The organism is Acinetobacter sp. CAU_H_56 (assembly GCF_058599425.1).
Genome location: NZ_CM178654.1, coordinates 562,552 through 576,426 on the forward strand (window position 1 = coordinate 562,552; position 13,875 = coordinate 576,426).

Genomic DNA, 13,875 nt, shown 5'->3' on the forward strand with positions numbered 1-13,875 from the left:
CCTCTCCTTTAAAAAAGGAGAGGGACTCTGAGAAAAGATAGGAGTTCTCCCCCTTTGAAAAAGGGGGAGTCAGAGGGGGATTCTAGAGATTGAAATTACAGGTTTTTATAAATGAAAATTAGCGAAAATTGGCTGCGCACATGGGTTAACCCAGCCATCGATAGCGAAAAACTGTCTGACCAGTTGACTATGCTTGGTCTTGAAGTGGATGAAATTGCACCTGCGGCAAAACCGTTTACAGGTGTGGTTGTTGGTGAAGTCCTGACAGTCGAACAGCATCCGGATGCAGACCGTTTACGTGTTACCACTGTAAACATTGGTTCAGGTGAGCCTTTGCAAATCGTGTGTGGTGCACCTAACGTACGTGCCGGTATGAAAGCGCCCGTAGCCACTATCGGTGCAGTATTACCAGGCGATTTTAAAATCAAGAAAGGCAAACTGCGTGGTGTTGAATCACAAGGTATGCTATGTGGCGCTTCAGAAATCGATCTTGAAGACAAAATTGATGGTCTGTTAGAGCTTCCTGCAGATGCACCAGTCGGTGTAAATGTTCGTGAATATTTAGACCTTGATGACAACGTGATTGATATCAGCATCACCCCGAACCGTGGTGACTGTTTCAGCATTCGCGGGATCGCACGTGAAATTGGTGTGATTAACCAGTTGCCGGTAACTCCATCTGAAATTAAAGAAGTAGCTGCAACCATCGCCGATCAAAAGCAAGTCGTTGTTGAAACTGAAGGTTGTCCACGTTACCTCGGTCGTGTGATCAAAAACGTCAATACCAAAGCACCAACCCCTGAGTGGATGGAACGAGCTTTAGTACGTGCTGGCATCCGTCAACACAGCATTTTGGTCGATATCACTAACTATGTATTAATGGAACTGGGTCAACCTCTGCATGCATTTGATGGTGGCAAGGTTCAGGGTTCAGTGCATGTACGTCAAGCCAAAGCAGGTGAAAAACTTGTTCTGCTTAACGAACAGGAAGTTGAACTGCAAGACGACGTGATGGTGATCGCAGATGCTGAAAAAGCATTAGCGATTGCAGGGATTATGGGGGGCTTGTCTTCATCAGTAACTGATGAAACTACTGAAATCTTCCTAGAATCAGCATTCTTCGCGCCATTGCATATTGCTGGCCGTGCCCGTCGTTTCGGTCTACATACTGATGCGTCACAACGTTATGAACGTGGTGTCGATTTCGAATTGCCTATGATTGCAATGCATCGTGCTTCTCAGTTGATTGCTGAGCTTGCAGGCGGTGAGTTTGGTCCAATTATTGTAGCTGAAAAAACAGAGCTGTTACCAAAGCGTGAAGCGATTGAGTTAGAACAAGCGCAGGTCGATCAACTATTAGGTTATACAGTTGAATCAGATTTCATTACAGATGCTTTAACGCGTTTAGGCTGTAGCGTCACTGTAAAAGCTGAAGGTCAGTGGTCAGTGGTTCCTCCGTCACACCGTTATGACATGGCAATTTACCAAGACCTGATTGAAGAAGTTGCCCGTATTCACGGTTATGACAATATTCAAATCAGCTTGCCTGTGATCGATGTGAAACTGGCGAAATATGAAGACCAATTCGAACTGACTCAGCTTCGTCAAACAGCCGTAACCTTGGGTTATCAGGAAGCGATCAGCTTCAGTTTTGCCGACCTGAAACTGGAAAAACAGTTAAATCCAGAAGTCAATCCATTAGCTTTGGCGAACCCAATTTCAAGCGATTTGGCGGTGATGCGTTCAACTTTACTGTCTAGCCTGATTCCATGCGTACAGTACAACGTTAACCGTCAGCAGAACCGTGTACGTTTCTTCGAACTCGGTTTGCGATTTGATTATCAGGATGCGGCTTCAATTCATGATCTGAAACAGATTCCAACTTTTGCCTTGATTGCTACTGGTTCACGTACGCCTGAAACTTGGCATGGTAAAGCGCAGTCAATGGATTTCTTTGACTTCAAAGGTGATATTGAGGAAATTCTGGCAGCTGCGCGTCTGAATGTGGAATATGTACGTTCTGAACGTAGCTGGTTACATCCTGGTCAATCTGCTGAAATTTTAGTGAATGGTCAGTCAATTGGTTATTTAGGTCGTTTACATCCCTCACTTGAAGACGAGCTCGATTTGGCGACGACTTGGGTCGCTGAATTAGATCAATCGGCTGTTTTGCAAACTTATGTATCTAATTTTACAGAATTATCACGTTTTCCATCGGTTCGACGTGATATTGCGCTTTTAATTAGTGATAAGATTAATGTTAGCGAAATTCAGGGACTTATCGAAAAAACAGGTGGAGAGCTTCTAGGCTCGACATGGTTGTTCGATGTGTACACTGGACAAGGAGTAGAAGAAGGGAAACGCTCACTGGCATTTGCACTTCTCTGGCAGCATCCAAGCCGTACACTGGAAGATGCTGAAATTAAATCAGGTATGGATAATATCCTTCAGGTGTTGGAAAACACTTACCAAGCGACATTGAGGGCTTCATGACAGCATTAACAAAAGCAGAAATGGCTGATCATTTAAGTGAGCTCACGAGTTTAAACCGTCGTGAAGCTAAACAAATGGTCGAGTTGTTTTTCGACGAGATTAGCCAAGCGCTAATCTCGGGCGAACAAGTAAAATTATCGGGTTTCGGTAACTTTGAGTTACGTGATAAGCGCCAACGTCCAGGCCGTAACCCGAAGACGGGTGAAGAGATTCCGATTTCTGCACGCCGTGTTGTTACGTTCCGCGCGGGGCAGAAGTTCCGTCAACGTGTGGGGAATGAGCAGATCAATTGATCTGCTTTTTTTATACCTAAAATTTTTATTTATTACATAAAAAAAGAGAGCCAAAGGCTCTCTTTTTTGTACTGAATAATCGTAAAGATTATTGAGCAGCAGCTTCAGAAGCAGCAGTAGCGTCAGCAGCAGCGTCAGTAGCAACAGCAGCAGCAGCGTCAGCTTCAGCAACAGCAGCAGCGTCAGAAGCAGCAACTTCAGAAGTAGCTTCTACAGCAGCAGCGTCAGCAGCAGCTTCAGCTTCAGAAGCAGCTTCTACAGCTTCAGAAGCAGCTTGGTTAGCGTCAGCAGCAGCGTCGTCAGCTTTTTTAGCACAACCAACGAAAGCTAAAGTAGTAGCAACTGCAGCAGCAATAGCGATTTTTTTGAATAACATGGCATCACTCTCTAAAAAATTGAGATTAAAAAAAACCAAAGTCAGGCTGTAATATGCTTTTATTATTCCTAATAGTGTTAGGGACTAACAACGCAGGAGCAGTCTAACTGGTCTGCAAATATGCTATCACTGCGCATTTTTAATTGCTACTAGGGGAACATCAAAAACAGTGAAAAAACGATAAAAATTAAGGGTTTTTTAACAGAAAATAACAATTAATTGAAAGATATAGATTGGAGAAAGGCTTATTAAGCTTATAAAAATTATACAGTTATTTATCTGTTTATTTTAATAATCAAAAACTTAAAAATAAGTTTACAGATATCTCAGTACATTGTTTCATTGTGTAACATACGTCAACCATAAAAAAGGCCACCTTGAATGGTGACCTTTCCGATAATTTTAGTTCGATGCTTTGCGTTTCATCTGATCGAAGAAATCATCATTGGTCTTGGTTTCTTTCATACGATCCAGCAGGAATTCCATCGCAACCAGTTCATCTTGGGTATGCAGGAGTTTGCGTAGAATCCAAACTTTACGCAGTTTGTCTTCGGACATCAAACGTTCTTCACGACGCGTACCTGATTTCTTGATATTCATCGCAGGGAAAACACGTTTTTCCGCAATACGGCGATCTAGCGTGATTTCCTGGTTACCTGTACCTTTGAATTCTTCATAGATCACTTCATCCATCTTACTGCCGGTTTCAATCAGAGCAGTAGAAATGATAGTAAGAGAACCACCTTCCTCGATATTACGTGCCGCACCAAAGAAACGTTTTGGACGTTCAAGTGCATGTGCATCTACACCACCAGTTAATACCTTACCTGATGAAGGAATCACAGTGTTATATGCACGCGCCAGACGGGTAATCGAATCCAGCAGGATGACTACATCTTTCTTGTGTTCAACCAGACGTTTGGCTTTTTCAATCACCATCTCAGCCACTTGAACGTGACGGGCAGGTGATTCATCAAAGGTAGAAGCGACCACTTCACCGCGAACGGTACGTTCCATTTCGGTGACTTCTTCAGGACGTTCATCAATCAGAAGGACAATCAGGAAACATTCAGGGTTATTCCGAACAATCGATTGAGCGATGTTCTGTAATAGCATGGTTTTACCAGCTTTCGGTGGTGCAACGATAATTGAACGTTGACCTTTACCAATTGGAGCAACCAGATCGACCACACGTGCAGTTAAATCTTCAGTCGTACCATTACCAAGTTCCATCACTAATTGTTCAGTAGGGAACAATGGAGTCAAGTTTTCGAACAAGATCTTGTTACGTGAATTTTCCGGGGTATCGTAGTTAATCTGATTGACTTTAAGCAAAGCAAAATAACGCTCACCTTCTTTAGGCGGACGAATGGTTCCCGTAATGGTGTCACCGGTACGCAGGTTAAAGCGACGAATTTGTGATGGGCTGACATAGATATCGTCAGGACCTGCCAAATAAGAGCCTGCTGCAGAGCGTAAGAAGCCAAAACCATCTGACAAAATTTCTAGAACGCCATCACCAAAAATCTCTTCACCATTCATCGCATGGCGTTTTAAGATGGCAAAAATAATGTCTTGCTTACGGTTACGAGCCATACCTTCAAGGCCCATAAACTCGGCAATCTTGATGAGTTCGCCAATCGGTTTTTTCTTGAGTTCGGTTAAATTCATAGGTGGTCAGATAGAATCAAAGTTCTAAGGTATAGGTTAGAAAGGGAGTAACATTCGGCCGCATATAAGCATTCAAACGAAAGCAATTGAATTTGCACAAGAACAATTCAGAGGTCTGTTTGATTGTTTCAAAGAGAAATGTGAAAACAATTTCTATTGCCGAGCGGCATGTTATGTAATGTGTCTTGTAAGAAACTGACAGGATTTAGCATCCTTTATCTCTTGAAGTTGAAATATAAGAGAGAAACAGGTTTTTGTCAATTTATAGACGAAAAAAATACGCAACCTTTGGTCGCGTATTTTTACTATAGCATTTTATGCTTAGATGTTTTGATCAATAAATGCAGTCAATTTAGATTTTGGTGCTGCACCGACTTGAGTCGCTACGACTTCACCATTTTTAAACATCAATAAAGCTGGAATGTTGCGGATATTGAAATTCACAGCAGTTTGTTCGCAAGATGTTACGTCAACTTTGACAATTTTCACTTTGCCTTGGTATTCATCAGCCAATACTTCAAGTACAGGGGCAATAGCTTTACATGGCGCACACCAGCCAGCCCAGAAATCAACCAGTACAGGAACGTCTGATTGAAGAACGTCTGCTTCGAAGTTTGCGTCAGTAGTGTTTACGATGTTGCCAGACATGGAGTGCTCCAGAATTAATTTTATAAAGATAACTATAATTATTAGTATTACATAGCCATCTTTAACAATGTAGGGGAATCTGTAAATTTTCAAGCTTTAATGTTGTTTTGTCTAATGGATGATCACGATAGTCACCATCGCCTCATACAATTGTCCTATAAATGAAAAAAATAATTACGCGAAATTGTCCTGACAAATGGCTTTTAAATTGCATGGTTGTGAATTACTCTAAGCACAATTCTTAAAAGGTTTATTTCTAGAATGTCTGATTTTTTGATTGATGAAGAATTACTCGCAGCCATCGATATGGGATCAAACAGTTTTCATTTGGCGATTGCCCGGGTGGATCATGGCGAAGTGAAAAAAGTCGCATCAATGTCAGAAAAGGTTCAGCTTGCAGCGGGGCTAGATGAAAATAAAAATTTGACTGAAGCCGCGCAGCAGCGTGGTTTGGCTTGTCTGGCCCGTTTTGTCGGACGCTTGGGATCGGTACAACCGAACCGTTTACGGATTGTGGCAACGAATGCTTTGCGTCAGGCCAAAAATGGTCATGAATTTATTCAGAAAGCAGCTGAAATTTTACCAAAACCGATTGAAATTATTGCTGGTCGTGAAGAAGCACGTCTAATTTATCTCGGTGTGTCACATACCATGGCTAATACTGGTCGTCGTCTAGTAGTAGATATCGGTGGTGGTTCGACTGAACTCATCATTGGGGAAGAATTCGAACCCATTCATACCGAATCTGTGCAGATGGGTTGTGTGACTTTTACCAAGAAATTCTTTGCTGATGGTGAAATTACCCATAAAGCCTTTGATAAGGCAGTGACTGCGGCACGTAAAGAAATTTCAGGCATTGCCAATACTTATAAATCTGCCGGTTGGGATGCGGTGGTTGGTTCGAGTGGTACGATTAAGGCTTGCCGTCAGATCTGTGTCAACATGGGCTGGAGCAATGATAAAGAGCAGCTCACCCGTGAAGGTTTGGAAAAACTCAAAGACAAATTATTCAAATATAAACATGTTTCGGACATGGAATTTGAAGGTCTGAAAGATGACCGCCGTGCAGTTTTGCCTGCAGGAATTGCCATTTTATATGCGGTATTTGATGTGTTGAATATTCCGTATCTGGTGTATTCAGATGGCGCATTGCGTGAAGGCGTGATGTATGACCTCTTGGGTCGTTTCAAGCATGAGGATATCCGTGATCGTTCAGTCCATGCCTTGATTGGTCGTTATAATGCCGATGCCAAGCAGGCCGAACGTGTAGTGCAGACTGCACAAAAACTGTTTGATGATGTAGCAGGTGATCTTGGCCTGTATAGCGAGGACAGTGATTTACTTCGTCGTGCAGCTTATTTGCATGAAATCGGTTTGGCGATCAGTCATAGTGGTTATCACCGCCACGGTGCCTATTTATTGCAACATTCTGACATTGCCGGTTTTTCGCAGGTAGATCAGAATTATTTGTCACATTTGGTCGCACATCATCGCCGTAAATTGCGCGCTGATGCCAAGCATGATGTGATGAAAGTCGGCGGAACTAAACTTTTACAGCTGTGTTTGCTGTTACGTCTGGCGGTTTTGGTCAATCACAGCCGTAGCGATGAGATGCTTCCTGCCATTGAACTTAAGGTCAAGAATGCGCAACAATGGCAGCTCAGCATTTCTGGTGATGCCAAACAATGGCCATTACTGATTGCTGAACTGCATGATGAACAGGTGCAGTTTAAAAATTGGGAGATCGAGCTCTCGGTTCAATCTGAACAATTTGTTAATTAATACCTTTATAGGGATGAAAACGGTTGACCTATGAAAAATAAAGCTACCCCATCAAAAGCATGGACGACAGTACAGATTGCTCGTCATCCGGAACGTCCACAATTTCTGGACTATGTAGGTGAAATATTCACTGAATTTGATGCTTTGCATGGCGACCGTCTCTATGGTGATGATGGCGCAATGATCGGTGGTCTGGCACGTTTCGATGGACAACCAGTGATGATCGTGGGTCAGCACCGTGGTCGTAGTACCCGTGAAAAATTACAGCATAATTTTGGCATGAGTAACCCGGAAGGTTACCGTAAGGCTCAGCGTCTGTTAGATATGGCGGAACGTTTTAATCTGCCAGTCTTTACCTTTATTGATACCATGGGTGCTTACCCAGGTGTGGGTGCAGAAGAGCGTGGTCAGGCTGAAGCGATTGCGTCAAGTTTGGCACAACTTTCTAATCTGAAAGTGCCTGTAATTGCCACTGTTCTGGGTGAAGGCGGTTCCGGTGGTGCACTTGGGATTGGTGTGGCAGATCGTGTGGTGATGCTCTCTCACAGTATTTATTCAGTGATTTCACCAGAAGGCTGTGCCTCAATTCTGTGGAAAACTGCAGAAAAAGCCGAACAGGCCAGTGAAGCTTTGGCATTGACTGCAGAAAAATTGCAAAAGATGGGCATTGTTGAATACGTCGTTGATGAAGGTGAAGGTGCACATCTGGATCCGGATGAAGTCATGTACCAACTGAAAGCAGTCCTGAAAGAAGCTTTAAATGAACTGCAAGCAATGGAACCACAAGCACGATGCGAAGCACGTTACCAGCGTTTAATGAAGTTTGGCAGCGACAATTTAGGTCTGGCATCTTAAAGCAACTGCAGGAATTTCCTGTAGAAACAAAATTTTTAATCGGATGCAGTGGCGGCGTGGATTCTATGCTGTTGCTGCATCTGATGTTTTTTTTGTGCCCGGAAAAAATCCGCGCGATCTATGTTGATCATCAACTGCAAAGTGTTAGTGCTGAATGGGGCACTTTTGTCCAGCATCAGTGTCAGCAACTAAATATTCCTTGCATCATTCAGCCCGTCCATATTGCCAGTGGTAATCTGGAATCTCAGGCTCGCCAATCGCGTTATCAAGCTTATCTACAGCATCTCCAACCTAATGAAATTCTGGTCTTGGCTCACCATCAGCAGGATCAGGCAGAGACTTTGATGTTGCGCTTACTTTCTGGGGCAGGGATTGATGGTCTGGCTGCGATGAAAGCGATCGATATCCGCCACGATTTAACCATTTGGCGGCCACTGCTGGATATTTCCCGTGAGCAGATTTGCCAATGGGCAGCAGATTTAAATATCCAGAATATTGAAGATCCGACCAATCAGGATACTCATTATGATAGGGCTTGGGCACGTCAGGTGCTATGGCCAGTATTAAGTCATCGTTACCCGAAAATGCAATCTGCCTTGGCACGTACTAGTGAACTGATGCAGGATGCACAAAATATTCTGCAAGAAGTATTGGAGCAGGATCTGAAACTCTGTGGTAACGACGAAATTCTCAATTTATCTCCTCTCTCAAGTTTATCCAAAGCACGGCAGCGCCAGTTACTCTCGGTCTGGATGAAAGGCAAGGGACAATATCGTCCCTCTCTGGACATGGTGGAGCGTGTACAGGCCGAAGTAATCGAAGCGAAACCAGATGCTCAGGCAGCGCTACATTGGTCGGGTTATTACTATGTGCGTTATCAGCAGCAGTTGCATCGACTAAAAGCTGAAGTTTATCTGGCTGACCAACAGCTAAACGTAGCCGAACAGCAGATCATTTTACAGAATAAAGATCAGATTCATCTTCCTTCTGGTCAATTCGGGATTCAAAGGGCTGAGATAGGATTATCTCCCACTTTATTAGGACAACCCTTGTATTTGCGGCAACGGAAGGGGGGTGAAAAAATTCATCTCTATGGCCGGGTGGGGCACTGGCCGCTCAAAAAAGCCATTCAGGAAGCGCAAATATTTCCCTGGACTCGGCATACTATTCAAATATTAAGCACAGATAATGTTATGCTAGGCGTGTTTACACCTAAAGGATTTTGGTTAGCTCAATCTGCATATTGTGAAGCAGGGGGGTGGCTACCCATTTCGGTTTCTTCAACTTTAGAATTCAACGACGAGCATTAAACATGAGTGCAGCTTTAAATTGTAATATTAGTTTTATTGGTGGCGGTAATATGGCTCAAGCCTTGATCGGCGGGCTGATTTCGCAGGGGTTGCCAGCAACGCGTATTACAGTTTCTGATCCGGTTGAGAAAGTACGCTTACTTCTTGCAGAAAAAGCAGTGAATGTCACCGATGATAATATTGCTGCTATTAAAGATGCAGATATCGTCCTGTTTGCAGTCAAACCACAGGTTTTAGCTGGTGTGTTAAAACCACTTCAAGGTTTACTTGATGGCAAGCTGGTGATTTCAATCGTTGCGGGTGCCGAGATTGCAACACTATCTGCGCTATTGGGCACTGACCGTATTGTCCGTGTGATGCCGAATACACCCGCACTGGTACAGACAGGTGCACATGGTTTATTTGCTAATGAAGAAGTGGGTGCAGAAGACCGTGAGCTGGCGAGTCAGGTTTTGGCTTCTACCGGCCTGACAATTTGGGTAAACTCAGAAGTTCAGATTGATGCCGTAACTGCTGTGTCTGGTTCAGGACCTGCTTATTTCTTCTATATGATGGAAAGCATGATTCGTGCAGGCAAGAATTTAGGTCTGGATGAAAAAGTAGCCACTGCATTGACATTGCAAACTGCTTTGGGGGCAGCGCAAATGGCGATCACCAGTTCTAATACACCAGCAGAGCTGCGTAAGAATGTCACATCTCCGAATGGTACAACTCAAGCGGCATTGGAAGTGTTTGATCGCGCGCAGATTTCTCAGAATATTCAGGCAGCGCTTGCTGCTGCGCAAAAACGTAGTCAGGAACTGGCCCAAGAGCTCAGTGACAATAGCAAATAATCTATCAGTTTAATTTTTAGGAACGTTCAAGTATGGGTGCAAATTCTGCGCTAATTTTTGGCATTATCATTAACGTCGCGATTTTGCTCGTATTCTTCCGCTTTTTAATGCAATTGGCCGCGGTGAGTCCTTATAATCCTGTCGTTCTATCTACTGTCAAAGCGACTAAAATTGTAGATGTGTTTGGGCGTATTTTCCCAACCGCAGGTAAAGGCCGGGTGAATACTGCTGCACTGGCACTTTTAGTCGTGCTGTATTTGCTGAAAATTTTTGGCATCATGTATTTGTCCGGGGGAATGCCAAATGGTCCAATCCATTTGCTTATTCTAACCTTCGTCACCATGATGCAGGATTTGATCCGCTTCTGTCGTTACCTGATTTTTGCAACGATTATTTTGAGCTGGGTGGTGATGTTTACGCAATCCCGCTCACCTTATATTGAAGTGGTTCAAGAACTTGCAGAACCATTATTAGCACCGTTCCGCCGTATCATGCCGAATATGGGAATGATCGATCTGTCTCCAATTCTGGCAATTTTGGCACTGATCGTAATTGAAATGATTATGAACCAGGTGGCAATTGTGTTGCTAACCGGTCTTTAATCAGATTCCAAATCAAAAGGACACTTAGGCGTCCTTTTTTATTTCAAGAAAATTCCCTCTCCTTGTAGGAGAGGGTTAGGGTGAGGTCTATAAATTTAAATAACCTCCATCCCAACCTTCCTCCTAAAAGGAGGAAGGACCTTTAGTATTAATGCGCTTCATCCCAGTTCATGCCTTTACCGACTTCCACGACCAGAGGCACAGAGATTTCAATCACAGATTGCATCACTTCAGCCAGTTGAGGTGCCAGTTCATCTGCAATCGCTTCATCAACTTCGAATACCAGTTCATCGTGCACTTGTAGCAGCATTTTGGCTTGATCTTTAGGTAGCATTTTATCAACCTCAATCATTGCCATTTTAATGATGTCTGCAGCCGAACCTTGTAATGGTGCATTAATCGCAGCACGTTCAGCGGCTTTGCGGACCATCATGTTACGGGCATCGATATCAGGTGTGTATAAACGGCGGCCTAGAATGGTTTCAACGAAGCCTTGTTCCAATGCCACCTGACGGGTACGCTGCATATATTCATAAATCCCCGGATAACGACGGAAATACTGTTTGATATATTCCTGGGATTCCTGACGAGTAAAACCTAACTGACGAGTCAGGCCAAATTCAGACATGCCATAGAGCAGACCGAAGTTCACGGCTTTAGCCTGACGACGCTGATCATTGGTTACTTCTTCGAGCGGGATGCCCAGAACTTCAGCTGCGGTACGGCGATGTACGTCCTGTCCATGGTTAAAGGCATCTACTAGCGCATCATCCTGAGATAAATGTGCCATCAGACGCAATTCAATCTGTGAATAATCGGCTGCGAGTAAGACACGACCTTCGGGCGCAATAAAGGCCTTACGAATCTGACGTCCGATTTCCGCACGAATTGGAATGTTCTGCAAGTTTGGATCAGTAGACGATAAACGGCCAGTGGCTGTGAGTGCCTGATGATAACTGGTATGTACACGATGAGTCTCATTATTGGCCTGCTTGCATAGACCATCGGTATAGGTGCTTTTCAGTTTGGACAGACCGCGATATTCTAGAATCAGTTCAGCAATCGGGTGTTCCAGCTTTTCCAGTACACTTTCACTGGTGCTGTACTGACCGGTAGAGGTCTTTTTGCCACCTTTCAGGCCCAGTTTGTCAAACAGAACTTCACCGACCTGTTTAGGAGAGCTGACATTAAACGCTTCACCGGCTATTTCAGTGATCTGATTTTCTAGATTCTGCATGGTTTGGGCAAACTCACAACCGAGTTGATCCAGGAAAGCCAGATCCAGTCGGATGCCATTTTCTTCCATGCTGGTCAGCACACGGGCTACAGGCATTTCAATATTGTGCAGGATATTGACCAGTTCAGGATAAGCCTGCAGTCTTTTGCTCAGTACTTCAAACAGACGATAGGTCACATGCGCATCTTCTGAGGCATAGTGTGCTGCGGTTTCGATCTCGATTTTATTGAAAGTTTTCTGTTTGGCGCCTTTACCTGCCACCTGTTCATAGGTCGTGGTTAAGTGGCTTAAGTACAGACGGGCTACATCATCCATGCCATGACGGGTGGCAACCGAGTTGAGCACATAAGAAGCCAGCATAGTATCAAAATACCAGCCTGCTAGATGAATGCCGTGATTTTCCAGAACATGCGCATCATATTTCAGGTGGTGGCCAATTTTCTGAATGGCTTCATTTTCTAGAATCGGTTTGATCTGAGCCAGAATTTCTTCACGATTGAGCTGTTCTGGAGCACCTTCATAATCATGTGCTAGCGGTACGTAATAGGCATCCTGTGCATCAAAAGCCACCGAAAAACCAACAATCTGTGCAATACGATAATCCAGACTGGTGGTTTCAGTATCAAAAGCAAAGCGTTTTTCAGTATTTAAACGTTCAAACAGCTTGTCCCAATCTTCCTGAGTTAATACAGTATGATACGTCGCTTCTCCAAGCTGATCATTATCACTGCTCAGTGTTGCCTGCTGGTCATCGGCTTCCTGAGGTTCAGGTGCTGCTTTAGCAGTAATCGATTGAGTAGCCTGTTTATAATTACGGTTGTTTGGATTATTCGGATGATCTAGGGATTGCAGCTGGTTACGGAATTCCAGTTCGGTATACAGATTACGCAAAGCTTCTACATTTGGATCCTGAAGTTTCAGGTCATCATAAGTGAAGCTTAAATCCAGATCGCAAATGATGCTGGCCAACTGATGATCCAGTGCAATGCCATCGGTATTGTCTTTAATATTCTGACCAACTTTACCTTTGATCTTGTCGACATTTTCCAGAATGCCACCAATCGAGCCATATTCATTGAGTAATTTGGCTGCTGTTTTCGCCCCGATCCCAGGCACACCCATAATGCCATCTGAGGCATCGCCCATTAGGGTCAGGTAGTCAATGATCTGGTTTGGCCATACGCCAAACTTTTCAAAAACCCCATCAACATCCATCGGTTTTTCTTTGAAGCTGTCTTCCAAGGTCACTTTATCAGTCACCAGCTGTGCCATATCTTTATCACCGGTTGAAATCAGCACCTGATGACCTAAAGCTTCAGCGCGTTTAGCCAGTGTACCAATGATGTCATCGGCTTCCGCACCTGGCAGCATATGCAGGGGGATGCCCAAAGCGCGAATCAAGGCATGTAGGTATGGAATTTGCTGTGACAGTTCTTCCGGCATGCTTGGACGGTCACCTTTATAAATAGGTGATAGCTCGTGACGGAAAGTCGGTTCAGGCGTGTCGAAAATTACCGCCATATGTGTTGGCTGGGTACGGCGCATTAGTTTTTGAATAGCAGAAATCGCACCACGAATTGCATTGGTGTGCAGGCCGGTTGACGTGGTTAATGGTGGTAGTGCATGAAAGGCACGAAATAAAAAGTAAGAGCCATCGACCAAGACAAATGGTGGCATGTAATCAATTCCTTATTCAAAAAACAGTTTTATTGTACGTGATTTTTACTGCACTCGCAGGGGCAAGTCGGTTTCTACAGCTTAGCGAATATCGGGTG

Annotated in this window: 11 protein-coding genes; 7 read left to right on the top strand and 4 right to left on the bottom strand. The window is 44.0% G+C overall.

Annotated features, from left to right (window positions below; all coding sequences use genetic code 11):
• Positions 1-111: 111 nt before the first annotated feature.
• Together pheT and AC4MCC_RS02785 are read left to right on the top strand one after the other, a co-directional pair.
• Positions 112-2,493 (top strand): phenylalanine--tRNA ligase subunit beta, encoded by a 2,382-nt coding sequence (gene pheT, locus AC4MCC_RS02780; protein WP_419365705.1) that lies wholly within the window; start codon positions 112-114, stop codon positions 2,491-2,493.
• Entirely contained in the window at positions 2,490-2,786 is a 297-nt protein-coding gene (locus AC4MCC_RS02785; RefSeq protein ID WP_004783565.1) for an integration host factor subunit alpha, read from the top strand. The genes pheT and AC4MCC_RS02785 overlap by 4 nt, the downstream gene beginning before the upstream one ends.
• An 88-nt stretch (positions 2,787-2,874) precedes the next feature.
• Here the strand turns inward: AC4MCC_RS02785 and AC4MCC_RS02790 are convergent, their stop codons facing one another.
• The 3 genes from AC4MCC_RS02790 to trxA form a co-directional block, all read right to left on the bottom strand.
• Positions 2,875-3,162 carry a hypothetical protein gene (locus tag AC4MCC_RS02790; RefSeq protein WP_005233936.1) on the bottom strand — a complete coding sequence of 96 codons (288 nt, stop codon included), beginning with the start codon at positions 3,160-3,162 and terminating at the stop codon, positions 2,875-2,877.
• Positions 3,163-3,564: 402 nt separating this feature from the next.
• A complete protein-coding gene (rho, locus tag AC4MCC_RS02795) occupies positions 3,565-4,833 on the bottom strand; it encodes a transcription termination factor Rho (protein WP_004783562.1) in 1,269 nt (422 codons plus the stop codon).
• Between the two features lie 321 nt (positions 4,834-5,154).
• The gene (trxA, locus tag AC4MCC_RS02800; RefSeq protein WP_005233946.1) at positions 5,155-5,481 is read right to left on the bottom strand and encodes a thioredoxin; all 327 of its coding nucleotides are present in this window, start codon (positions 5,479-5,481) and stop codon (positions 5,155-5,157) included.
• Positions 5,482-5,742: 261 nt separating this feature from the next.
• On the opposite strand from trxA, the gene ppx reads away from it, so the two are divergent.
• The 5 genes from ppx to AC4MCC_RS02825 are packed head-to-tail and all read left to right on the top strand — an operon-like array spanning position 5,743 to position 10,863.
• The gene (gene ppx, locus AC4MCC_RS02805; protein ID WP_491876556.1) at positions 5,743-7,263 is read left to right on the top strand and encodes an exopolyphosphatase; all 1,521 of its coding nucleotides are present in this window, start codon (positions 5,743-5,745) and stop codon (positions 7,261-7,263) included.
• A gap of 30 nt (positions 7,264-7,293) precedes the next feature.
• Positions 7,294-8,118 carry an acetyl-CoA carboxylase carboxyltransferase subunit alpha gene (locus AC4MCC_RS02810; protein ID WP_004783557.1) on the top strand — a complete coding sequence of 275 codons (825 nt, stop codon included), beginning with the start codon at positions 7,294-7,296 and terminating at the stop codon, positions 8,116-8,118.
• Positions 8,055-9,428, top strand: a complete 1,374-nt coding sequence (gene tilS / locus AC4MCC_RS02815; RefSeq protein WP_491880252.1) for a tRNA lysidine(34) synthetase TilS — start codon at positions 8,055-8,057, stop codon at positions 9,426-9,428. Before AC4MCC_RS02810 ends, tilS begins: the two co-directional genes overlap by 64 nt.
• Before the next feature lie 2 nt (positions 9,429-9,430).
• Positions 9,431-10,261, top strand: a complete 831-nt coding sequence (proC, locus tag AC4MCC_RS02820) for a pyrroline-5-carboxylate reductase (RefSeq protein ID WP_419365707.1) — start codon at positions 9,431-9,433, stop codon at positions 10,259-10,261.
• 32 nt (positions 10,262-10,293) lie between these two features.
• On the top strand, positions 10,294-10,863 hold the full coding sequence (locus tag AC4MCC_RS02825; protein ID WP_004783550.1) for a YggT family protein: 570 nt from the start codon (positions 10,294-10,296) through the stop codon (positions 10,861-10,863).
• A 148-nt stretch (positions 10,864-11,011) separates the two neighbouring features.
• Here the strand turns inward: AC4MCC_RS02825 and polA are convergent, their stop codons facing one another.
• A complete protein-coding gene (polA, locus tag AC4MCC_RS02830) occupies positions 11,012-13,777 on the bottom strand; it encodes a DNA polymerase I (RefSeq protein ID WP_419365708.1) in 2,766 nt (921 codons plus the stop codon).
• Between the last annotated feature and the right edge of the window lie 98 nt (positions 13,778-13,875).